This is a genomic window from Paraburkholderia sp. PGU19 (assembly GCF_013426915.1).
Taxonomy (GTDB): Bacteria; Pseudomonadota; Gammaproteobacteria; order Burkholderiales; family Burkholderiaceae; genus Paraburkholderia.
In genome coordinates this window covers 1,123,212-1,145,396 of sequence record NZ_AP023179.1, presented here as the reverse complement: position 1 = coordinate 1,145,396, position 22,185 = coordinate 1,123,212, and the positions used below count along the sequence as shown (strand labels likewise).

Here is a 22,185-nt window from a genome sequence, read left to right as displayed (position 1 = left end):
CCTTACTTTTTCGAGAAGATCGTACGCGCGAGAATGTTGAGTCCCAACACTCCGAGCGTGATCAGGAAGACGCCAGCCCACGCGAGCGATTGCCACTGCGCAAACGGGCTCATCGCGAACTTGAAGATCGTGACCGGCAGGTTCGCAACCGGTTGATTCATGTCCAGCGTGAAGAACTGATTGGACAGCGCCGTGAAGAGCAGCGGCGCCGTTTCACCGGCAATACGCGCGATGGCCAGCAACACGCCCGTCACGATGCCCGCCACCGACGCCTTCAGCGTAATCGACAGCACCATCTTCCACTTCGGCGTGCCAAGCGCGAAAGCCGCTTCGCGCAGCGCGTTCGGCACGAGCTTCAGCATGTTTTCCGTCGTGCGGATCACGATGGGAATCTGCAGCAGCGCGAGCGAGATCACACCGGCCCAACCGCTGAAGTGGCCCATCTTGGCAACCACGAGCGCGTACACAAACAGACCGACGACGATCGACGGCGCCGAGAGCAGAATGTCGTTAATGAAACGCGTGACGCTCGCGAGCCAGCCCTTCTGGCCGTACTCGGCGAGATACACGCCCGCCATGATGCCGATCGGCGTGCCGACGAACGTCGCGATCACGACCAGCATCAGGCTGCCGACGATCGCGTTCGCGAGACCGCCGCCGTCGGTGTTGGGCGGCGGTGTCGACTGCGTGAACAGCTCGACCGACAGACCGCCGATGCCCAGACGCAGCGTCGTGTAGAGAATCCACACCAGCCAGAGCAGGCCGAATGCCATTGCCCCGAGCGACATCGTCAGGGCGATCGCATTGGTAATCTTGCGGCGCTTTTGGAGCCGGGTGCGCATCGCTTCGAGCGCTGCGACGTCGGTGGTGCCCGGCATGTTCATCGAGGACTGGCTCATTTCGCGCCCTCCCCTTTCTCGAGGCGAAGCAGCATGATCTTCGAAATCGCCAGCACGATGAAGGTAATCACAAACAGGATCAGGCCGAGTTCCATCAGCGCGGCCGTATGCAGACCGGGTGCGGCTTCCGCGAATTCGTTCGCGAGCGCCGACGTGATGCTGTTACCCGGGGAGAACAGCGACACGTTGTCGAGCAGGTTCGTATTGCCGATCACGAACGTAACGGCCATCGTCTCGCCGAGCGCGCGGCCAAGGCCGAGCATCACGCCGCCGATCACACCCGTCTTCGTGAAAGGAAGAACGATCTTCCACATCACTTCCCAGGTCGTGCAGCCGATGCCGTACGCCGATTCCTTCAGCAGCACGGGCGTAACTTCGAACACGTCGCGCATCACCGAGGCGATGTACGGAATGATCATGATCGCGAGAATCACGCCCGCGCACAGAATGCCGATGCCGATGGGCGGACCCTTGAAGAGCGCGCCGATGATCGGCATGCCGCCGAGCAGCGTGCCGAGCGGCTTTTCGAAATACTGCGCGAAGATCGGCGCGAACACGAGCAGGCCCCACATACCGTAGACGATCGACGGAATCGCGGCGAGCAGCTCGATCGCGATGCCGAGCGGACGGCGCAGCCATGCTGGCGAGAGTTCGGTCAGAAAGAGCGCGATGCCGAAGCTCACAGGCACCGCGATGATGAGCGCAATGATCGACGTCGCAATCGTGCCGTAGATGGGCACCAGCGCGCCGAACTGCTCGGAAGGTGGATCCCAGTCGGCCGTCCACAGGAAGGCGAGGCCGAATTTCTGGATCGTCGGCAGCGAAGCGACGATCAGCGACACGATAATGCCGCCGAGCAGCAGTAGCGTGACGATGGCGGAAAGCCGTGCAATGCCGCCGAAAATGACATCGCCCGCGCGGCTGGGCGCTTTCTGCGTCGTGCTACCGGGCGGAGTCGACCGGGCCGAACCAGAAGTGAGAGGGAGGTCGGACATGGGAGCTGATAAACCTGTTTCCGGTTGCCGCATGGCGTATGCCAGACGGCCAGAACGATGGCCGCCGGGCTTCATCGAAGCCGGGCGGCCGGCCCGCGCGCATCATCCAGCTGTCATGCGCGCGGTGCTTGCTGCTGTTTCTGCAAGTCGAGGATTACTCGGCGAGCGCCTTACCCGATGCGTCCTTGACCTTTGCCTTCCACTGCGTCTTGATTTCCGACACGACCGATTCCGGCAGCGTGATGTAGTCCAGGTCGTTTGCAGCCTGGCTGCCGTTCTTGAACGCCCAGTCGAAGAACTTCAGCGTTTCCGCGCCTTGCGGGCCCTTGTCCTGCGTCGTGTGCAGCAGTACGAATGTCGCGCCGACGATCGGCCATGCGTTCTTGCCCGGCTCGTTCGTCAGGATCTGGTAGAACGACTTCGACCAGTCAGCGCCAGCTGCCGCTGCCTTGAACGTTTCCGTCTTCGGCTCGACCACCGTGCCCGACGAGTTCTTCAGGTCGACGTAGGTCATGTGGTTTTGCTTCGCGTACGCCCACTCGACGTAGCCGATTGCGCCCGGCAGACGCTGCACGAAGGCTGCGACACCGTCGTTACCCTTGCCGCCCGTACCCGTCGGCCAGTTGACCGTCGAACCTTCACCGATCTTCGACTTCCACTCGGGGTTGACCTTCGACAGGTAGTTCGTCCAGATGAAGCTCGTGCCCGAACCGTCAGCGCGGCGAACCACGGCGATGTCCGTATCCGGCAGCTTGACCTTCGGGTTCAGCGCGGCGATAGCCGGGTCGTTCCACTTCTTGACCTTGCCGAGATAGATGTCGCCGAGCACTTCGCCCGACAGCGTGATTTCGCCAGCCTTGACGCCCGGCACGTTGATCACGGGCACCACGCCGCCGACGACCGTCGGGAACTGGAACAGGCCTTCCTTCGCCAGTTCGTCATCCTTCAGCGGCGCGTCCGAGCCCGCGAAATCAACCGTCTTCGCGACGATCTGCTTGACGCCGCCCGACGAGCCGATGCCCTGATAGTTGACCTTGCCGCCGCCCGTCTTCTGGTAAGCATCTGCCCACTTCGTGTAGATCGGTGCTGCAAAGGTGCTGCCCGCGCCGGTGATATCGGCGGCTTGCGCTGCGATCGCGAAGAGAGCGCCAGCCATGCCAGCGAACGCGGTTTGCATCAGTTTCATGTTTTCTCCGTGGTTGTGAGCGTGTGCAACGACACCGCGAAGAATAGTGGCCAATTGTGACAGTCACATGACTATTCGTGAACTTCGTGTGACAGTTCTATTACGGCCGTGAAAGGCGCTATCTCAGGGTTTCTACTGCAGGAGCAGATGCGCTGTGAATCGGTGGTTTTGCGCTCGAAATCGGCCCGTTGCGAACGTTTGCGGGCTCAGCGCTCAACGAGACGACTGTGCAAAAAAAGGGCGGCATAACGCCGCCCTTCTCGTCAAACGCTACTGGCACAATCAGGTCGTCGCTTGCTTCACGACAGCCGCGATCGTTTCCGCATGATGCACGGCGTCCTTTTCTTGCGCAGCCTCGACCATCACGCGCAGGACAGGCTCGGTGCCCGACGCGCGAATCAGTACGCGACCGCTGCCGTCGAGCGCGCCTTCCGCCTCGCTGATCGCGCGACGGATCGCGTCGCTGCCCTTCCAGTCCGCGCCCGGCTGCATCCGGACGTTGATCAGCTTCTGCGGGAACAGATTGACGCCTTCGAGCAGTTGCTCGAGCGAACGGCCGCTGCGCTGCATCGCTGCCAGCACCAGCAGCGCGGAGACGATGCCGTCGCCCGTCGAATGGCGATCCAGCGACAGGATGTGGCCCGAGCCTTCCGCGCCGAGCTCCCAGCCATGCTCGCGCAGTTGTTCCAGCACGTAGCGGTCGCCGACGGCGGCGCGCACGAACTGCACGCCCGCCTTCTTCAAGGCGACTTCGACGGCCATATTGGTCATCAGCGTGCCGACTGCCCCTTCGACCTTGCCTTGCGTCGCGATCCGGTCCTGCACCAGCACGTACAGCAGCTCGTCGCCGTTGTAGAGCCGGCCATTCGCGTCGACGACCTGCAGGCGGTCCGCGTCGCCGTCGAGCGCGATGCCGAGATCCGCCTGGTTCGCGCGCACCGCGCGCACGAGCGCGTCGGGCGCCGTCGCACCGACGCCGTCGTTGATGTTGAAGCCGTTCGGCGAGACGCCGATCGTGATCACGTCCGCACCGAGCTCATGGAACACTTGCGGCGCGACGTCGTACGCCGCGCCGTGCGCGCAGTCGACGACCAGCTTCATGCCGCGCAGATCGAACGCCTGCGGGAAGGTGCTCTTGCAGAACTCGATATAACGGCCTGCCGCGTCGTCCAGACGTCGCGCCTTGCCGAGGCGCTCGGACGGCGCGCAGTCGAGCGGTTTGTCCAGTTGTTCTTCGATCTGCAGTTCGACTTCGTCCGGCAGCTTGTTGCCGTCGGCGGAGAAGAACTTGATGCCGTTGTCATAGTACGGATTGTGCGACGCGCTGATGACGACGCCCGCCGCCAGACGCAGCGCGCGCGTCAGATATGCGACGCCCGGCGTCGGCATCGGTCCGGCCAGCATCACGTCGACGCCCGCCGCCGAAAAGCCCGACTCCAGCGCCGCTTCGAGCATGTAGCCCGACACGCGCGTGTCCTTGCCGATCAACACCGTAGGCCGCTTGCCCGTATTTGCCCAGGTGTCGGCGCCCGCGAGCACCTTGCCGGCTGCGTAGCCGAGCCGCAGCACAAAGTCAGGCGTGATCGGCACTTCGCCGACCTTGCCTCGAATCCCATCGGTTCCGAAATATCGCCGTGCCATATTGGAATTTTCCTCCCAAGCGTGGAGATCAGGCGCGCCGCGCTGCGTCGCGCGTCGCCGCCCATACTTTTAGTGCATCCACCGTCTGCTCTACGTCATGCACGCGGATGATCGCCGCCCCCCGTTCAGCCGCGCACACAGCCGCCGCGACACTCGCGGCTACGCGTTGCCGCGCAGGCCTGTCCACGACAGCGCCCAGCATCGACTTGCGTGACATACCGGCCAGAATAGGCAGCGGCGTGCCGACGATCGGCGCGGTCTGAGACAAGTGAGCGAGCAGCGCGTAATTATGCTCGACCGTCTTGCCAAATCCGAATCCTGGATCGACGCTGATGCGATTTTTTGCAACACCTGCGCTCATCATCGTATTGACACGTTCGTCGAGGAAGGCGCGGATCTCAGCGACGACATCCGCGTAGGCGGGTTCGCCGACCTGCATCGTCTGCGGTTCGCCGAGCATATGCATCACGCACAGACCACACTGGCTGTCCTTCACAGCGTCGATCGCGCCAGGCATCCTGAAGCCCCAGATATCATTAATCAGATCAGCGCCGGCCGCCAGCGCATAGCGCATAACCTCAGGTTTATACGTGTCGACGGATACGGGGATGCCTGCGTCGCTCAGTTCCTTGACGAGCGGTATCACGCGATCGAGTTCGTCTTCGAGCGGTACGGGCGGCGCACCGGGCCGGGTCGACTCGCCGCCGATGTCGATGATGTCGGCACCGTCGGCCAGCATCAGTTCCGCCTGCAGCCTCGCCTTGCTGGGCTCTGCGTACAGACCGCCATCGGAAAACGAATCAGGTGTGACATTCAGAATGCCCATCACGAGCGGGCATTCGAACGTAAAGGTGAACCGGCCGCATTGCATCGGCTCGGGAATGGGATAAAGCGGGGATTGGGCGTTTGACACGAGACAGGACCGTACTACATAGGCGAAGGTTAGGAACGATCGCGAAACAGCTGTATCGCGATCCGAGCAGCATTAGAAATGAAAACGGGCCGGTGTGAAAACACACCGGCCCGTAAAACACCTTTAACCGATCATCAGGTAGCCGGCGCGGTCGCGCTGCCCGGCTTCACTTCCGTGCCCGGGCTGCTGCCGCCGGATGCATCGCCAGGCGACGGCGAGCTCTTCGGCGAGCGCGGCGGACGGCCAGCCATGATGTCGTTGATCTGATCGGCGTCGATCGTTTCCCACTCCATCAGCGCGGCCGTCATCGCTTCGACCTTGTCGCGGTTCTCGTCGAGCAGACGCTTGGCGAGGTTGTACTGATCGTCCAGCACGCGTCGGATTTCCGCGTCGACCTTCTGCTGCGTCGCTTCCGAAATGGTGCGCGTAAAGCCCCGGCCGAACGGCGACGCATCGTTCTCGTCGTCGACGTAGACCATCGGTCCCAACGCGTCGGTCATGCCGAAGCGAGCCACCATCGCACGCGCCGTGGCCGTCGCCTTGTTGAAGTCGTCGGATGCGCCCGTGCTGATCAGGTTCAGGAACAGTTCTTCCGCCACGCGGCCGCCGAACAGGATGGCCAGACGGTCGAGCAGGTAGTCCTTCGAATACGTCTCGTTGTCGTGCTCCGGCAATTGCCACGTCACGCCCAGCGCACGGCCGCGCGGGATGATCGTGACCTTGTGCACCGGGTCTGCCTTCGGCAGCAGCTTGGCGATCACAGCGTGGCCGGACTCGTGGTAAGCCGTCGCGCGCTTCGCGTCTTCGCGGATCACGGCCGACTTGCGCTCCGGACCCATGAAGATCTTGTCCTTCGCGTCCTCGAAGTCCTGCATTTCGACGATGCGCTTGCCGCGACGCGCAGCGAACAGCGCCGCTTCGTTCACGAGGTTCGCCAGATCGGCGCCCGAGAAGCCCGGCGTGCCACGCGCGATCACTGCCGCGTCGACGTCGTTCGCAATCGGCACCTTGCGCAGGTGCACCTTCATGATGTGCTCGCGGCCACGGATATCCGGCAAACCGACATACACCTGACGGTCGAAACGGCCCGGACGCAGCAGCGCCTTGTCCAGCACGTCCGAACGGTTCGTCGCAGCGATCACGATCACGCCCGAATTCGCTTCGAAGCCGTCCATCTCGACGAGCATCTGGTTCAACGTCTGTTCGCGTTCGTCGTTGCCGCCGCCCATGCCGGCGCCGCGATGACGGCCGACCGCGTCGATTTCGTCAATGAACACGATGCAAGGCGCATGCTTCTTAGCCTGCTCGAACATGTCGCGCACACGAGCCGCGCCAACGCCGACGAACATTTCGACGAAGTCCGAACCCGAGATGCTGAAGAACGGCACCTTCGCCTCACCCGCGATAGCGCGCGCAAGCAGCGTCTTACCGGTTCCCGGCGGACCGACCAGCAGCACGCCGCGTGGAATGCGGCCGCCCAGCTTCTGGAACTTCTGCGGATCGCGCAGGAAGTCGACCAGTTCGGACACTTCTTCCTTAGCTTCGTCGCAGCCGGCGACATCCGAGAAATTAATTGCGTTGTTGTTCTCATCGATCAGACGCGCACGGGATTTACCAAACGAGAACGCACCGCCTTTCCCGCCTCCCTGCATCTGTCTCATCATGTAGAACCAGAACCCGATGATCAGGATGGTTGGCCCGAGGTAATACAACGCGGACACTAGCGCGTTCGGCTCGTCATCCGCCTTGCCGCTGACCTGCACGCCATACTTCATCAGGTCGCCGACCATCCAGATGTCGCCCGGCGACACGATCTGATACTTCTGACCGTCGGCCGGCGTCACCGTGAGGTTGCGCCCTTGAACGATCACGCTCTTGACCTTGCCGCTTTTCGCGTCGTCCATGAACTGCGAATAGGAAACGCCTTCCTGGACACGGGGCTTGTCGAACTGCTTGAACACCGTAAACAGCACCAGTGCGATCACCAGCCACACTGCTGCTTTCGAAAACATGTTGTTGTTCAAAGCACCACTCCTTCACTCATAGACAAGCGCCTACATTTGCCTTGCGGCACCACTCAGGCATTCTAATCCAGTCCGAAGACCCCTGCCATAAGCATTCGCTACCGCATAAATAGCGTACCGCGCAACCTCAGCGCTCTTATTTTCCGGCGTGCCGGAAATGCGGGCTTACATATCATTGCACCCGGTTTAACGGGGTCGCTTCAGATGCCTTCCCAGAATAAACGTCTCGGAGGATTTGTCCCGGGACGCCTTCGGTTTGCGAGCGGCCACCGTCTTAAACTGATGCTTGAACTTTTCGACAATCTGGCTGTAACCGCTGCCGTGAAAGCATTTGACTAAAAGGGCACCATCGGGTTTGAGGTGGTTTTGCGAAAACTCCAGCGCGAGATCGCACACATGCTCGATTCGCGCGGCATCCGCCACCGCCACTCCCGACAGGTTGGGCGCCATGTCCGAAATTACAAGATCGACATCACGCTCTCCGACGACTTCTTCCAGTTGTTCGAGAACATTGTCCTCGCGGAAGTCGCCCTGAATGAAATGAACGTCGGCGATCGGTTCCATCGGCAGCAAGTCGAGCGCAATGATCGTGCCGTCGATCCCGCCGTCCCGCCGCGCGTCGCGGTGCTCGCCCTGCGCGAGCTTGTTGCGTACGTACTGGCTCCAGCTGCCGGGCGCGGCGCCCAGATCGACGATCACCTGACCCGGGCGGATCAGCTTGTCCTGCTCGTCGATTTCCTTCAGCTTGTAGGCTGCGCGGGCGCGATAGCCCTCCCGCTGTGCCATTTTCACGTACGGATCGTTGATGTGGTCGTGCAGCCACGACGTGTTGAACTTGTTTTTTGCCATTAAACGTTGAACTCTTGCTACGTAATGCCGCGCTTTTAGCGGATAATACGCGTTTAATTCGCGCGGCTGCAGCCAAAGGCCGCCTTCCGCGCTCGTGATTCTGCTGGTAGTCCGCGCTGCCGTCGCCGCTGCCATCGCAATTGGCGTCGGCCTTGATGCCGGATTCATCGCCCGCAGTGTCCTAACCGCAGTTTCCTGTTTTTCGCGCACCGCCTGCTGTTCCGCCGGATCGCCGGTTTGCCGGACCACCGGTCCCTGCTCGCGGGCGTCGCCATTTTAGTCGAGTCCTCTACTTCTCATGCCAGCCCTCAAAGTTTCTTCCGAACAACGCGCCGAATTGCGCTCCCAGGCTCACGCGCTCAAACCGGTCGTGATCGTCGGTGCCGAAGGGCTGACCGATGCCGTGCTGACTGAAATCAAGGTCCATCTGAAAGCGCACCAGTTGATCAAGATCCGCGTGTTCGGCGACGAGCGCGAAGAGCGCATCGCCATCTACGACGACATCTGCGATCGCCTGAATGCGGCGCCGATCCAGCATATCGGCAAGCTGCTCGTCATCTGGAAGCCGGAAAAGGTGGCCGCCGAACGTGCTCCCGCCGCTACGAAGACGAAGCGTGGCGCGCTGCCGAGCGTCCGCGAGGCCCTCGGCGATGCACCGGCGGGCAAGGGACGCGCGCCTCGCGTCGTGAAGGTCGTCAAGCCGTCCGAAAATCCGATGCGCAAGCCCAAAGCGCAGAAACTGGTGGTTCGCGGCAACGAACGCGTCACCGCGGGCGGCAACATCAAGAAAGCGAAGAAACGCCAGACCAGCGCGAAGCGCATGCATCAGACGTCGAAATAAAACGGGCGTGGCGCGGGAAACCGGTTTGATATTTGGACTGGGCCGCGCCGCCCGAAAAGAATTTAGCGGGTGCCGCGCCTTGTGCGGCGATCCGCCGCGTACTTGAGTGCTGTCGGACCAAGCTACTCGCCCACGCGGACAAACGATCAGCGTCGATACACTACCCCGCCGTCCGGCCAGCAACGCGTCCCGCGCCGCGCTCTACGGTGATGCCCGTTCCCGCCGGCAGCTTCCACACGAGCACGATACCCAACAGGCTTTCGATCAGATAGAACACGCTCGACACGCCGTGCAGCATGCCAAAGCGGCTCGCATAAACAGAGTGGCCGACATCCGTGCCCGCTTCCTGCGCGGCGATGCGCAGCGCATTCATGAACGGTTGAAGCGCAAAGTAGCCGACCAGCACGCACACCAGCATACCGGCGATCAGCCAGCGCAGACGCCGGTACGCCTCGCCGCCGCGCCGGACCAGCACGTTACAAAGCGCAAGCAGCAGCACGCCGCACACCACGCCGATCACGCCTTCGATGCGAAACAGTTGCGCCGCGACCGCGCCCGCCGTCACCCGGTCGAGCGACGTGAACAGCACGGGCGCCACGGCATAGCCAATGGTCAGCAAGCTGCCGACCCAAACGACCGTCAGCAGGCGGAACAGGCGATGCGGCATCGAAGACACGGCAACCGCCTCAGATGTAACGGACCGCGATGATTTCGTACTCGCGTACGCCGCCCGGTGCCTGTACCGACGCGACATCGCCTTCCGTCTTGCCGATCAGCGCGCGTGCGATCGGCGAGCTGACGGAAATCAGGCCGTGCTCGAGATCGGCTTCGTCATCGCCGACGATTTGATAGGTAACCGAAGAACCCGAATCCAGATCTTCCAGATCGACCGTCGCGGCGAACACGACGCGGCCTTCCGCGTCGAGTGCGGACGGATCGATGATTTGCGCAGCCGCCAGCTTCGATTCGATCTCAGCGATGCGGCCTTCGATAAAGCCCTGCTTCTCTTTCGCAGCGTCGTACTCGGCGTTTTCCGACAGATCGCCCTGGGCGCGCGCTTCCGAGATCGAATTGATGACCGACGGACGCTCGACCGATTTCAGGCGCTGCAATTCGTCGCGCAGTTGGTCTGCGCCGCGCTTCGTCAATGGAATAGTGCTCATAAACAACTCTTTGGCAAAAGACAGCCACAAAAAAAATCACCGCGGTTAAGTGCATCCCGTACAGGTGTTCAAGCGTGGCGTAAAGCCCGATCTGACACCTTAGGGACGCCGCTTAACCGCGGCACTTATGTCTTGGACAGGAAACTGAAGCCTTAGTTTAGGCGAGCGTGGAGTCCTTGTAAATCATAGACTTCCAGATCCTTCAGATAACGCAAGCCTTCAACGGCGGCACGCGCACCCGACATCGTCGTGTAGTACGTGACCTTGTTCGCCTGCGCGCTCATGCGGATCGAACGCGAATCGGCGATGGCGGCGCGCGTTTCGTCGACGGTCGTGAAGACGAGCGCGATCTCGCCGTTCTTGATCATGTCGACGATGTGCGGGCGGCCGTCCTTCACCTTGTTGACGACGCGCACGGGGACGCCCGCCGCTTCGATTGCCGCCGCCGTGCCCTTCGTCGCGACGAGCGGGTAGCCCAGTTCATGCAGCATACGCGCGACTTCGACGGCCTTCGGCTTGTCGGCGTCCATCACGGTCAAGAGCACCGTGCCCGACTCCGGCAGACGCGAACCCGCCGCAAGCTGCGACTTGAACAGCGCCTCGCCGAAGGTTTGGCCCACGCCCATCACTTCGCCCGTCGAACGCATTTCGGGTCCGAGCACCGGGTCGACTGCCGGGAACTTGACGAACGGGAACACCGCCTCCTTCACGCTGAAGTACGGCGGGATGACTTCCTTCGTCACACCTTGCTGCGCGAGCTTCTGGCCGACCATTGCGCGCGCCGCGATCTTCGCGAGCGGCAAGCTGGTCGCCTTCGACACGTACGGCACCGTGCGCGAAGCGCGCGGGTTCACTTCGAGCACGTAGATGACGTCGAGCTTCGAGCCGTCCGCCTGCGGCACCTGTTGAATCGCGAACTGCACGTTCATCAGGCCGACCACGTTCAACGCCTTCGCCATCGCGCCCGTCTGTCGCTTGAGTTCAGCGACGGTTTCGTTCGACAGCGAGTATGGCGGCAGCGAGCAAGCCGAGTCGCCCGAGTGCACGCCTGCCTGCTCGATGTGCTCCATCACGCCGCCGATGAACACCGTGTCACCGTCGGAGATGCAGTCCACATCGCATTCGATCGCGTCGTTCAGGAAGCGGTCGAGCAGCACGGGCGAATCATTCGATACCTTCACAGCCTCGCGCATATAGCGTTCGAGATCGCGCGGCTCGTGGACGATTTCCATCGCGCGGCCACCGAGCACGTACGACGGACGCACGACAAGCGGATAACCGATTTCGTCCGCAAGCTTGAGCGCTTCATCTTCGGCGCGCGCGGTGCGGTTCGGCGGCTGACGCAGACCGAGGTCTTGCAGCAGCTTCTGGAAACGCTCGCGGTCTTCCGCGGCGTCGATCATGTCCGGCGACGTGCCGACGATGGGCACGCCGTTCGCCTCGAGATCGAGCGCGAGCTTAAGCGGCGTCTGACCGCCGTACTGAACGATCACGCCGAGCGGCTTTTCCTTGTCGACGATTTCAAGCACGTCTTCGAGCGTCAGCGGTTCGAAGTACAGACGGTCCGAGGTGTCGTAGTCGGTCGAAACGGTTTCAGGGTTGCAGTTGACCATGATCGTTTCGTAGCCGTCTTCGCGCATCGCGAGCGCGGCGTGCACGCAACAGTAGTCGAACTCGATGCCCTGGCCGATCCGGTTCGGGCCGCCGCCCAGCACCATGATCTTTTTGTTCGTGGTCGGGTTCGCTTCGCACTCTTCTTCGTACGTCGAGTACATGTACGCCGTCTTCGTCGCGAACTCAGCCGCGCAGGTATCGACGCGCTTGTACACCGGGCGCACGTTCAGTTCGATACGGCGCTTGCGCACGTCGGCGCCCGTCGCGCCGAGCAGCTTCGCGAGGCGGCGATCCGAGAAGCCGCTCTGCTTCAGATACTTCAGTTCTTCCTTCGTGAGGCTCGCGAGCGTGCGGCCTTCGAGCGCCTTTTCCTTGCGGACGATCTCTTCGATCTGCGCAAGGAACCAAGGGTCGATCGCCGTTTCCTCGAAGATTTCCTGTTGCGTCAAGCCGAGGCGGAAAGCATCGCCGACATACCAGATGCGATCCGGGCCGGCTTCGCCGATCTCGCGGATCACTTCGTCGCGGCTCGTGGTCTTTTCGTCCAGACCGTCGACGCCGACTTCCAGACCGCGCAGCGCCTTCTGGAACGATTCCTGGAACGTGCGACCGATTGCCATCACTTCGCCGACGGACTTCATCTGCGTGGTCAGACGCGGATCGGCTTCGCGGAATTTCTCGAACGCGAAACGCGGAATCTTCGTGACGACGTAATCGATGGTCGGTTCGAACGATGCCGGCGTCTGACCGCCCGTGATTTCGTTCTTCAGTTCGTCCAGCGTGTAGCCGACGGCGAGCTTCGCCGCGACCTTCGCGATCGGGAAGCCCGTCGCCTTCGACGCCAATGCCGACGAACGCGACACGCGCGGATTCATTTCGATCACGATCATCCGGCCATCGACGGGATTGATCGAGAACTGCACGTTCGAGCCGCCCGTATCGACGCCGATCTCGCGCAGCACCGCGAGCGATGCGTTACGCAGGATCTGATATTCCTTGTCGGTGAGCGTCTGCGCCGGCGCGACGGTGATCGAGTCGCCCGTGTGGATGCCCATCGGATCGAGGTTTTCGATCGAGCAGACGATGATGCAGTTGTCCTTTTTATCGCGGACCACTTCCATCTCGTACTCTTTCCAGCCGAGCAGCGATTCTTCGATCAGCAGTTCGCGCGTCGGCGACAGATCCAGACCGCGCTTGCAGATCTCTTCGAATTCTTCGCGGTTGTACGCAATGCCGCCGCCCGAGCCGCCGAGCGTGAACGAAGGACGGATCACGATCGGGTAACCGCTGCCGCCCGTGAACGCCGCGATTTCCGCGTGCACAGCCATCGCTTCTTCCATCGAATGCGCGATGCCTGACTTCGCCGACCCAAGGCCGATCTTCGTCATCGCGTCCTTGAACTTCTGACGGTCTTCGGCCTTGTCGATCGCTTCCGGCGATGCGCCGATCAGTTCGACCTTGTACTTCTCCAGCACGCCGTGGTGATGCAGATCGAGCGCGCAGTTCAGCGCGGTCTGGCCGCCCATCGTCGGCAGGATCGCGTCCGGGCGCTCCTTCGCGATGATGCGTTCGACCACTTCCCACGTGATCGGCTCGATGTAGGTGACGTCGGCCGTATTCGGGTCGGTCATGATCGTCGCCGGATTGCTGTTGACGAGAATGACCTTGTAGCCTTCCTCACGCAACGCCTTGCACGCCTGCGCGCCCGAGTAGTCGAACTCGCACGCCTGGCCGATGATGATCGGACCCGCGCCGATAATGAGGATGCTCTTGATGTCTGTCCGCTTGGGCATAACGCTCTCGCTAATGTATTCCTGAGTTCTTACTGTTGGCGCGCCGGCGGTGTGCCGTTCGGGCCGGCCCATTTGGGCTGGCCTGAACGGCGTCGCGGGGCGCGCTTTCTTCCGTCGCTGCTTGTACGAGCGCCTGCTTACGCCGCTGCCGACTTGTTGCCCTTCGCCGTATCCATCAACGCGGTGAAGCGGTCGAACAGGTAGGCAATGTCGTGCGGACCGGGCGATGCTTCCGGGTGACCCTGGAAGCAAAACGCCGGCTTGTCCGTCAGCGCGAAGCCTTGCAGCGTGCCGTCGAACAGCGACACGTGCGTCACCTTTGCGTTGGCGGGCAGCGTGTCGGCGTCGACTGCGAAGCCGTGGTTCTGCGACGTGATCACGACGCGGCCATCGTCGAGGTCCTTCACGGGGTGGTTCGCGCCGTGGTGGCCCGTCTTCATCTTCATCGTCTTCGCGCCGACGGCGAGACCCATGATCTGATGGCCGAGGCAGATACCGAACGTCGGAATTCCGCGCTCGATGAATTCGCGCGTCGCGGCGATCGCGTAATCGCACGGTTCCGGGTCGCCGGGGCCGTTCGACAGGAAGATGCCGTCCGGATTCAGCGCGAGCGCGTCAGCGGCCGTGGCTTGCGCCGGCAGCACGGTGACCTGGCAGCCGCGTTCCGCCAGCATGCGCAGAATGTTGTACTTCACGCCGAAGTCAAATGCGACCACCCGGTAGCGCGGCGTATTCTGCATGCCGTAGCCGCTGCCCAGACGCCATTCCGTCTGTTTCCATTCGTACGGCTTTTGCGTCGACACGACTTTCGCGAGGTCCATGCCCGCGAGACCGGGGAACGAGCGCGCGAGTTCGATTGCCTTCGCCTCGTCATCCGAGCCTGCGAGAATCGCGCCGTTTTGCGCGCCCTTGTCGCGCAGCACGCGCGTGAGCATACGGGTGTCGATACCGGCGATCGCGACGACGCCTTCCGCCTTCAGGTAATCCGGGAGCGTGCGCTCCATGCGGAAATTCGACGCGAGAACAGGCAGATCACGGATGATCAGGCCGGCGGCATGGACTTTCGTGGCTTCGACATCTTCGGCGTTCACACCGACATTGCCGATGTGCGGATACGTCAGCGTGACGATCTGGCGCGCGTAGCTGGGGTCGGTCAGGATTTCCTGATAGCCGGTGATGGCCGTATTGAAGACGACTTCACCGATCGTATGACCGGGCGCGCCGATCGAGTAACCACGAAAGACCGTGCCGTCGGCGAGCGCGAGCAGAGCGGGAGAAAATGACGGCAACACGGGAGACTCCTTGGGGAGCACCCTGTTGCCGACCTGTCTATCCGACCGTGCGGGCCGCGGCGAGGCGCATCATTCGATGCGCGCGCAGGCTCGCTCGCGTTGTCGCTGTTCGCGGAGGGTCGCATGGGGCGCCGCAGAGCTGGCAGTTGGCCCATTGTGTAGGCGAACTGGCTGGTTGCGGGCCGCTGGCGACGGTAGCCGGGAGGTTTCACTCATGAAAAACAACCGGGACTACAACGAAACGCGGCGGATGAACGGTATGGGAGAGGTAGGCGCTAGGGTGCGGGTTGATAAGCTCAAACCTTGAAATTATAGCCTGAAATGACCCTTCTCTTCAAATCCGAGATGGGCGATGGCGCGGCAAACCTGGCGTTATCAGGCGCTCGGGGCGCAATCAGCTTGCCGCGCAGCCCGCCTGGCGGGCCCTTCACCGTGTATCAGGACATGCCCGGCAGCTTACGGCTGATGCTCGGCGTGCACGTGCGCCGGACTTCTGGCCAGAACACGGCTCGGCAGCACGTACCAGATGGCGCTCGCCAGTTGCAGCGCAACGAGAATGCCCCACGCGGTCAGATGCGCGACGGGCGGATAGTGACCGTCGACAGGTGTCCAGCGCGACAGCACGGCGCCGACGCCAATCTGGAAGCCGAAGATCAGCAGAAAAATGATCAGCGTCAGCGTCGTATTCGCGCGTCCGATCAGATGCGGCGGGAAATGGCGCGCGAGCACCGCATAACTCAGAATGCCGACGCCACCGAAAATCCCATACGCCGCCCACAGCAATCCCGCGGGCAGCGGCGCACGCAACATGATCAGCAGTTGCGTGATGACGAAAAGCGCCATGCCGACGCCGCAAAACGCATACAACGACAGCCCGCGCCGCTCCATGCTGCGCGCCGCCGCGCCGAAGCCGACGCAGCCGGCCATCATCGCGAACCCGAGCACTGACACGAACGCAGCCGCTTCATGCGACTGAAATCCCGACACGTCGCGCAGCCAGGCGCCCACCCACAGCGACTGCATGGCGTAGAACACGCCTTGCGTAACGACCGAGAACGACGCGATCTTCCAGAACGCCGCGCTGCGCAGGATATGCCACGTGCCCTTGAACTGGCTGACGAGGCTGGCCTGATGATGCGTTTCCCTGGTTTCGGGCGCGAACGCCCATAGCATCGCCGCCACGACGATCGTGAGAATGACAAGCCCAAAACAGACGCCGCGCCAGCTTGCAAAGGTCAGCAACCACGTCAACGGCGAACCGACCACGACGCCGCCCAGTCCGCCGACGGCCATCACCAGCCCATTGATCAGTGGCAGGCGCGCTGCCGGGAAATGCTGCGCCAGCGCCTTGAACGCGCCACCGAGGCACACCGACACGCCGACGCCAATCAACAGCCGCCCGATCATCATTGTCCCGACGCCGTGCGCCGCACCGAATACACCAATGCCCGCAGCGGCGAACAGCAGCATCCCCGCCGTCACGCGACGCGCGCCGTAGTGATCAAGCAGTACACCGGCGGGCAGTTGCGCGCCCGCGAAGCCAAGAAAGTAGAGGCTCGTGAGCAGACCTAGATCGGCGGCCGTCAAGCCGAGTTCGTGCGTGATCAGCGGCGCGAAACCGAGATTCACGCCACGAAACACGTACGAGACGAAGTAACCGGCGGAGAACAGGAGAAAAACACGAAGCGGCGTCGAGAACATGAGGCGTCAGCGAGTTGGCCCGGCGGGCCCGAGGGTGAACGATAGCCCAATCATGTCCATCGTGGTGCAAGACCGCGTGTCGCGTACGGGCTCCGGTATGAGTCCCCGTATGGGTTCCCGTAGGGAAACGTCGGTGGAAATGAAAAACGCCGTCACCTCAGGTGACGGCGTCAAGGAAAACGAGGAGAGATCGGAGCGCACTTCATACGCTGCCCCCGCAGCGCATGTTCGGTCATCCTCGAGAAGGCCGCTGTTGTCTACTTGCCCTTCTTCGCGTTGGCCGAGACCTTTTGGCGGCCAGTGGTATCAGCCTTCGACGCCTTGCCAGCCGCTTCCGTCGAAACCTTCGTCACCTTGCCTTTGGCGGCAGCAGGCTTGCCAACCGGTTCCGACACCTTCACCACGCCAGTGTGGCTGCGACCTCGTTTCTTATCGTAGCGCGATTCCGACCGGGTGTCTGCGACCTGGGCGCTGGCCTTCTCGACACCGCCGCCGACGGGCACCGTCGCCAGCTTCTGCGGACCCGGCTCGCTCGGGATCGCTTTGCCGACAGGAACGTGCAGCACGACAACCTGGCCCGGCATCACGAGATCGCGTTTCGTCCGGTTCCAGGCCTTCAACTGACCGATCGATACGTCATAACGGTCGGCGATCATCGCCATCGACTGCTTGCGGCGCACACGGATCAGCATCTTGCGCGTGTCCGGCACGTCCGGCTCCATCGCGAGCACGGCACCTTCGGCGACATCGGCGCTGATGTCTTCGTCATCGTCATCGGCGCGCGGCACGACGATCGTCGAGCCCGGCTTCAGGCGCATGCCAGCCGGAATCTTGTTGACGGCCATCAGCGTGTCGGGATCGACGCCGATCTTTTCGGCAATCGCGGCCGGACGCGAGCGCTCGGTGACCGTATAGGTCGTCCACGACGACAGCGAACCCGTGTATGACTTCAGATTGCGCTCGAACGCGCTGGCGTTGTCGAACGGCAGCAGGATTTGCGGCTGCGTCGCGCCCAGAATGACCGGCTTCTTGAACGACGGATTCAGCGAACGGAATTCGTCCGGCGTCATGTTCGCGAGCTTCGCCGCGGTGTCGACGTCGATATCGTGCGAAGTCGTGACCGTTACGAAGTACGGGTGATTCGGAATGGACGGCAGCGTGAGCCCGTAGACCTGCGGGTTCATTACGATATTTTTGACGGCCTGCAGCTTCGGCACGTAATTGCGCGTTTCCATCGGCATGCGCAGGCTCTGATAGTCCGTCGGCAGGCCGGCCGCCTCGTTGCGCGCGATCGCGCGCTGCACGTTGCCCTCGCCCCAGTTATACGCGGCGAGCGCCAGATACCAGTCGCCGAACATATCGTGCAAACGCGACAGGTAGTCGAGCGCGGCACTGGTGGAGGCGAGCACGTCGCGGCGCTCGTCCTGCCACATGTTCTGCTTGAGGTTGTACGTCCGGCCGGTGCCGGGCACGAACTGCCACATGCCCGCGGCCTTGGCGACAGACAGCGCCTGCGGGTTATACGCGGATTCGATGAACGGCAGCAGCGCCAGTTCGGTCGGCATGTGGCGCGCTTCCAGCTCTTCGACGATGTGATACAGGTACTTCTGCGACCGTTCGGTCATGCGCTGGACGTAGTCCGGGCGCTGCGCATACCAGTTGACCTGCATGTCGACGAGGTCGGTCTGCAGGTCGGGCATCTGAAAACCACGGCGGATACGGCCCCAGAGATCGCTGTCCGCGCTCGTCAACTGATCGACGGAACCCTGGTCGACGTTGATCGTTTCTTTGGCGGTGGCAGTCTTGCGGAGGGCGTCGGCTACGGCTTGCTGGCTAGCGGGATCGGAAGCAGTGGAAAGGCTATTCGTTGCTGGCCCCTGACTCGCGCAGGCGGCGAGCGTCAGGACCAACAACGCACTCAGGATAAATCGCATGAACATCTTGGCTTCCAAAGGGGCTGGAATTTGCAGCCGATAGTACGAAAGACCGCCCTTTCCGTCAATCAGAATAATGTGAAAAACGTAGCCAAATCTGAGGCTTGGCGTTTGTTTCTACGATTCGGATGAGCATGTCCCCATAGTTTACCAGGTCAGCGGAACCTGTTCTTCCATTCCCGCATCAGCGTGAACGCGGCCAACCGATCCGGCACCGATTCATGCAACTGCTCGGCGAGGGTCGCCTGCACAGACGGCTCGCCCGCCCGCAGGAACGGGTTGACGGCGCGTTCGTGGGCGATCGTCGTGGGCAGCGTCGGCACGTGGCGCGCGCGCAGATCCGTCGCCTCGTCGCGCCAGGCTTGCAGCTTGGCGTTGTCCGGCTCGCACGCGAGCGCGAAGCGGATGTTCGACAGCGTGTATTCGTGCGCGCAGTGCACTTCCGTTTCGCCGGGTAAGCCGGCGAGCGCGTCGAGCGAGTTCAGCATCTGCCTGGGCGTCCCTTCGAACAGCCGGCCGCAACCGCAGGCGAACAGCGTGTCGCCGCAGAACACGTGCGGCGTGCCGCGCGGATCGGCTGCCTGGAAGTACGCGATATGGCCGCTCGTGTGACCGGGTACATCGAGAATGGTGAAATCCAGCGCGGGCGCGGCGATGCGCACCTCGTCGCCCTGTTTGAGGCGCTCCGTCAGGTACGGAATCGCTTCTCCGGCGGGGCCGTAGACGGGCACAACCTGGCCATTCAGCAGATCGGCCACTCCGCCGACGTGGTCGGCATGATGGTGCGTGAGTAAAATAGCGCTCAGCCGCCATCCCCGTTTTGCCAGATAAGCCTTCACCGGGGCGGCGTCGCCCGGATCGACGACGACGGCGTGATGGCCGTCCGACACGACCCAGATGTAATTGTCATCAAACGCCGGGACCGGCACGTACTCGAGCGAATTCATAGGCGACGCATTCTTCAACATGTCTGACCGATCGATTATAGACTGGCCTGCCTGGACTACCTCCCCGCCCGGACGCTATGTGCTGGAGTGGGAGCAGGCGCAGCTCGACCGCGTCGTGTCCGACGTATTCGGCTACCACGCGCTGCAGCTGGGCCTGCCGCAACTCGACGCATTGCGCGAGAACCGCATGCCCTGCCGCGGCCTCGTGCTCGACGCCGAGAGCGGCGCGAGCGCGCCTTACACGTTTCCGCGCGGCGTCGCGGGCGGGCTGCCCGAGCGTCACGCGCCATCTGGACGCAGCGCCGTCTGGTGCGACCTGCTCGATCTGCCGTTCGAGGCGCAAAGTGTCGATCTGATCGTGATGCCGCACACGCTCGAGTTCACGCGCGATCCGCACCGCCTGCTGCGCGAAGCCGAACGCGTGCTGATGCCCGAAGGCCAGTTGATCATTCTCGGCTTCAATTCGCTGTCGCTGTGGGGCGCGCGGCAGTCGGTCGGCAAGGTCACGGGGCGGCCGTTCGTGCCTGCGGCGCATGATCTGATCGCGTTCACGCGTTTGAAGGACTGGATCAAGCTGCTCGGTTTCGACCTTGAACGCGGACGCTTCGGCTGCTATCGTCCGCCCCTCGTCGGCGAAAAATGGCTGTCGCGCTATGAGTTCATGGAAGCCGCCGGCGACCGCTGGTGGCCGATTTTCGGCGCCGTCTACATGGTCACGGCGATCAAGCGCGTGCGCGGCATGCGCCTCGTCGGTCCGCTGAAAGTCAAGAAGCCCGTGCTGGCCGCCGGCCTCGCGCCCGCCGCCACGCCCAACACCCGCAACAAGGCAAAATGAGTTCAGATCTGATCGAAATCTTCACCGACGGCGCCTGCAAGGGCAATCCCGGCCCTGGCGGCTGGGGCGCGCTGTTGCGCTACGGCGCGCAGGAAAAAGAACTGTTCGGCGGCGAAGCGAACACGACCAACAACCGCATGGAACTGATGGCCGTGATCGCCGCGCTCGAAGCGTTGAAGCGCCCATGCAAGGCGATCGTGCACACGGACTCGCAGTACGTCCAGAAAGGCATCAGCGAATGGATTCACGGCTGGAAGAAGAAAGGCTGGGTGACGGCCGCGAAAGCGCCCGTGAAGAACGCGGATCTCTGGAAGCGGCTCGATGCGCTCACGCAGCAGCATGAACTCGAATGGCGCTGGGTCAAGGGGCATGCGGGGCATCCGGAGAACGAACGCGCGGACGCGCTCGCCAATCGCGGCGTGGCCTCGCTGGCGCAGCTCTAATCTTCAGCGGCGCATTTTAGAACGCTCCATTCTTTTCACGCATCCACACAGGCAGGCAACACCGACATGCGTCAAATCATCCTCGATACGGAAACGACAGGACTGAATGCGAAGAGCGGCGACCGTATCATCGAAATCGGCTGCGTCGAATTGATGAACCGCCGGCTAACGGGCAACAACCTGCACTTCTACGTCAATCCCGAGCGCGACAGCGATCCGGGCGCGCTGGCCGTACACGGACTGACAACGGAATTCCTGCGCGACAAGCCCAAGTTCGCGGAGATCGCCGACGCGCTGCGCGACTTCGTGAAGGACGCGGAACTCATCATCCACAACGCGCCATTCGATATCGGCTTTCTCAACGCCGAATTCTCGCTGCTGGGCTTGCCACCGTTCACGGAACACTGCGGCGAGGTGATCGACACGCTCGTGCGCGCGAAGTCTATGTTCCCGGGCAAGCGCAATTCGCTGGACGCGCTGTGCGACCGCTTCGGCATCAGCAACGCACACCGCACGCTGCATGGCGCACTGCTCGACTCGGAGTTGCTCGCCGAGGTGTACCTCGCGATGACGCGCGGTCAGGAAAGCCTCGTGATCGACATGATCGGCGAGGCGGCAGCGGGTCATGCAGGCGGCGCGAAGCGCGTGAAGCTCGACACACTCGAACTCATCGTGCTGACGGCGACGGACGACGAACTGGCCGAACACGAAGCACTGCTCGATGGTCTCGACAAATCGGTGAAGGGAACGAGCGTGTGGCGCACCCAAGCGGCTGCGGAAGATGTCTCGGCGACAGCGGATGCGCAAATCGCTTAAAAAGTACTTGTCGAAGTCTAAAAGAGCTGACATAATGCACAGCTCTTCGGGTGGTTAGCTCAGCGGTAGAGCACTGCCTTCACACGGCAGGGGTCACTGGTTCGATCCCAGTACTACCCACCAAATTCGAAGAAAAGAAGGCCCGGACGGAAACGTCCGGGCCTTTTTCTTTTCCGGTTCCTTTTCGTCAATGCTTGCGCTCGCCGCGCTTCCCTTAGAACCCGCTGACGCTCAATCGCATCGCCGCGACACCCGCCTCGAACAATCAGGCGGCGCCTGATGCGTGCGTTAAAATAGCC

At 62.4% G+C, this 22,185-nt stretch carries 18 protein-coding genes and 1 tRNA gene; 5 read left to right on the top strand and 14 right to left on the bottom strand.

What is annotated here, in order from left to right; all coding sequences use genetic code 11:
• Positions 1-2: 2 nt before the first annotated feature.
• The 7 genes from pstA to H1204_RS05225 all read right to left on the bottom strand — a co-directional run bounded on the left by pstA (position 3) and on the right by H1204_RS05225 (position 8,507).
• Entirely contained in the window at positions 3-899 is an 897-nt protein-coding gene (gene pstA, locus H1204_RS05255) for a phosphate ABC transporter permease PstA (RefSeq protein ID WP_180730232.1), read from the bottom strand.
• Positions 896-1,894 (bottom strand): phosphate ABC transporter permease PstC, encoded by a 999-nt coding sequence (gene pstC, locus H1204_RS05250; RefSeq protein ID WP_180730230.1) that lies wholly within the window; start codon positions 1,892-1,894, stop codon positions 896-898. The genes pstA and pstC overlap by 4 nt, the downstream gene beginning before the upstream one ends.
• A 154-nt stretch (positions 1,895-2,048) precedes the next feature.
• Entirely contained in the window at positions 2,049-3,080 is a 1,032-nt protein-coding gene (pstS, locus tag H1204_RS05245) for a phosphate ABC transporter substrate-binding protein PstS (RefSeq protein WP_180730227.1), read from the bottom strand.
• A 282-nt stretch (positions 3,081-3,362) separates the two neighbouring features.
• Positions 3,363-4,721: a phosphoglucosamine mutase gene (gene glmM / locus H1204_RS05240; protein WP_180730225.1), complete on the bottom strand. Its 1,359-nt coding sequence runs from the start codon at positions 4,719-4,721 to the stop codon at positions 3,363-3,365.
• A 28-nt stretch (positions 4,722-4,749) separates the two neighbouring features.
• The gene (gene folP / locus H1204_RS05235; protein ID WP_180730873.1) at positions 4,750-5,592 is read right to left on the bottom strand and encodes a dihydropteroate synthase; all 843 of its coding nucleotides are present in this window, start codon (positions 5,590-5,592) and stop codon (positions 4,750-4,752) included.
• A gap of 176 nt (positions 5,593-5,768) precedes the next feature.
• Positions 5,769-7,658 carry an ATP-dependent zinc metalloprotease FtsH gene (gene ftsH, locus H1204_RS05230; RefSeq protein WP_180721938.1) on the bottom strand — a complete coding sequence of 630 codons (1,890 nt, stop codon included), beginning with the start codon at positions 7,656-7,658 and terminating at the stop codon, positions 5,769-5,771.
• A 186-nt stretch (positions 7,659-7,844) separates the two neighbouring features.
• Positions 7,845-8,507, bottom strand: coding sequence for an RlmE family RNA methyltransferase (locus tag H1204_RS05225; RefSeq protein ID WP_180730872.1), 663 nt, complete (start codon positions 8,505-8,507; stop codon positions 7,845-7,847).
• A 298-nt stretch (positions 8,508-8,805) separates the two neighbouring features.
• Here H1204_RS05225 and H1204_RS05220 point away from each other — a divergent pair, with 298 nt between their 5' ends.
• On the top strand, positions 8,806-9,348 hold the full coding sequence (locus tag H1204_RS05220) for a YhbY family RNA-binding protein (RefSeq protein WP_180730222.1): 543 nt from the start codon (positions 8,806-8,808) through the stop codon (positions 9,346-9,348).
• Between the two features lie 160 nt (positions 9,349-9,508).
• Here the strand turns inward: H1204_RS05220 and H1204_RS05215 are convergent, their stop codons facing one another.
• The 7 genes from H1204_RS05215 to gloB form a co-directional block, all read right to left on the bottom strand.
• A complete protein-coding gene (locus H1204_RS05215; RefSeq protein ID WP_180730871.1) occupies positions 9,509-10,015 on the bottom strand; it encodes a DUF4149 domain-containing protein in 507 nt (168 codons plus the stop codon).
• Between the two features lie 19 nt (positions 10,016-10,034).
• A complete protein-coding gene (gene greA, locus H1204_RS05210; protein ID WP_180730221.1) occupies positions 10,035-10,511 on the bottom strand; it encodes a transcription elongation factor GreA in 477 nt (158 codons plus the stop codon).
• A gap of 152 nt (positions 10,512-10,663) precedes the next feature.
• Positions 10,664-13,918, bottom strand: coding sequence for a carbamoyl-phosphate synthase large subunit (carB, locus tag H1204_RS05205; RefSeq protein WP_180730218.1), 3,255 nt, complete (start codon positions 13,916-13,918; stop codon positions 10,664-10,666).
• A gap of 137 nt (positions 13,919-14,055) precedes the next feature.
• Positions 14,056-15,210 (bottom strand): glutamine-hydrolyzing carbamoyl-phosphate synthase small subunit, encoded by a 1,155-nt coding sequence (carA, locus tag H1204_RS05200; RefSeq protein WP_180730215.1) that lies wholly within the window; start codon positions 15,208-15,210, stop codon positions 14,056-14,058.
• A gap of 456 nt (positions 15,211-15,666) precedes the next feature.
• Positions 15,667-16,911 (bottom strand): MFS transporter, encoded by a 1,245-nt coding sequence (locus tag H1204_RS05195; protein WP_180730214.1) that lies wholly within the window; start codon positions 16,909-16,911, stop codon positions 15,667-15,669.
• 257 nt (positions 16,912-17,168) lie between these two features.
• On the bottom strand, positions 17,169-18,845 hold the full coding sequence (locus H1204_RS05190) for a transglycosylase SLT domain-containing protein (protein ID WP_180730870.1): 1,677 nt from the start codon (positions 18,843-18,845) through the stop codon (positions 17,169-17,171).
• 155 nt (positions 18,846-19,000) lie between these two features.
• On the bottom strand, positions 19,001-19,792 hold the full coding sequence (gene gloB, locus H1204_RS05185) for a hydroxyacylglutathione hydrolase (protein WP_180730211.1): 792 nt from the start codon (positions 19,790-19,792) through the stop codon (positions 19,001-19,003).
• A gap of 19 nt (positions 19,793-19,811) precedes the next feature.
• Here gloB and H1204_RS05180 point away from each other — a divergent pair, with 19 nt between their 5' ends.
• The 4 genes from H1204_RS05180 (at position 19,812) to H1204_RS05165 (ending at position 22,009) form a co-directional block, all read left to right on the top strand.
• Positions 19,812-20,627, top strand: coding sequence for a class I SAM-dependent methyltransferase (locus tag H1204_RS05180; RefSeq protein WP_180721929.1), 816 nt, complete (start codon positions 19,812-19,814; stop codon positions 20,625-20,627).
• On the top strand, positions 20,624-21,070 hold the full coding sequence (rnhA, locus tag H1204_RS05175; RefSeq protein ID WP_035990201.1) for a ribonuclease HI: 447 nt from the start codon (positions 20,624-20,626) through the stop codon (positions 21,068-21,070). Before H1204_RS05180 ends, rnhA begins: the two co-directional genes overlap by 4 nt.
• A 66-nt stretch (positions 21,071-21,136) precedes the next feature.
• On the top strand, positions 21,137-21,886 hold the full coding sequence (dnaQ, locus tag H1204_RS05170) for a DNA polymerase III subunit epsilon (protein ID WP_180730210.1): 750 nt from the start codon (positions 21,137-21,139) through the stop codon (positions 21,884-21,886).
• 48 nt (positions 21,887-21,934) lie between these two features.
• Positions 21,935-22,009: transfer RNA gene (locus H1204_RS05165), tRNA-Val, on the top strand.
• The last annotated feature ends 176 nt before the right edge of the window (positions 22,010-22,185 follow it).

Bases quoted from the DNA above. Each gene is read 5' to 3' on its own strand.
- greA (WP_180730221.1), bottom strand. From the start codon at position 10,511: ATGAGCACTATTCCATTGACGAAGCGCGGCGCAGACCAACTGCGCGAC.
- H1204_RS05180 (WP_180721929.1), top strand. From the start codon at position 19,812: ATGTCTGACCGATCGATTATAGACTGGCCTGCCTGGACTACCTCCCCG.
- folP (WP_180730873.1), bottom strand. From the start codon at position 5,592: ATGCAATGCGGCCGGTTCACCTTTACGTTCGAATGCCCGCTCGTGATG.
- gloB (WP_180730211.1), bottom strand. From the start codon at position 19,792: ATGAATTCGCTCGAGTACGTGCCGGTCCCGGCGTTTGATGACAATTAC.
- pstC (WP_180730230.1), bottom strand. From the start codon at position 1,894: ATGTCCGACCTCCCTCTCACTTCTGGTTCGGCCCGGTCGACTCCGCCC.
- pstS (WP_180730227.1), bottom strand. From the start codon at position 3,080: ATGAAACTGATGCAAACCGCGTTCGCTGGCATGGCTGGCGCTCTCTTC.
- H1204_RS05225 (WP_180730872.1), bottom strand. From the start codon at position 8,507: ATGGCAAAAAACAAGTTCAACACGTCGTGGCTGCACGACCACATCAAC.
- H1204_RS05190 (WP_180730870.1), bottom strand. From the start codon at position 18,845: ATGCGATTTATCCTGAGTGCGTTGTTGGTCCTGACGCTCGCCGCCTGC.
- H1204_RS05220 (WP_180730222.1), top strand. From the start codon at position 8,806: ATGCCAGCCCTCAAAGTTTCTTCCGAACAACGCGCCGAATTGCGCTCC.
- H1204_RS05195 (WP_180730214.1), bottom strand. From the start codon at position 16,911: ATGTTCTCGACGCCGCTTCGTGTTTTTCTCCTGTTCTCCGCCGGTTAC.
- rnhA (WP_035990201.1), top strand. From the start codon at position 20,624: ATGAGTTCAGATCTGATCGAAATCTTCACCGACGGCGCCTGCAAGGGC.
- carB (WP_180730218.1), bottom strand. From the start codon at position 13,918: ATGCCCAAGCGGACAGACATCAAGAGCATCCTCATTATCGGCGCGGGT.
- glmM (WP_180730225.1), bottom strand. From the start codon at position 4,721: ATGGCACGGCGATATTTCGGAACCGATGGGATTCGAGGCAAGGTCGGC.
- dnaQ (WP_180730210.1), top strand. From the start codon at position 21,137: ATGCGTCAAATCATCCTCGATACGGAAACGACAGGACTGAATGCGAAG.
- H1204_RS05215 (WP_180730871.1), bottom strand. From the start codon at position 10,015: ATGCCGCATCGCCTGTTCCGCCTGCTGACGGTCGTTTGGGTCGGCAGC.
- pstA (WP_180730232.1), bottom strand. From the start codon at position 899: ATGAGCCAGTCCTCGATGAACATGCCGGGCACCACCGACGTCGCAGCG.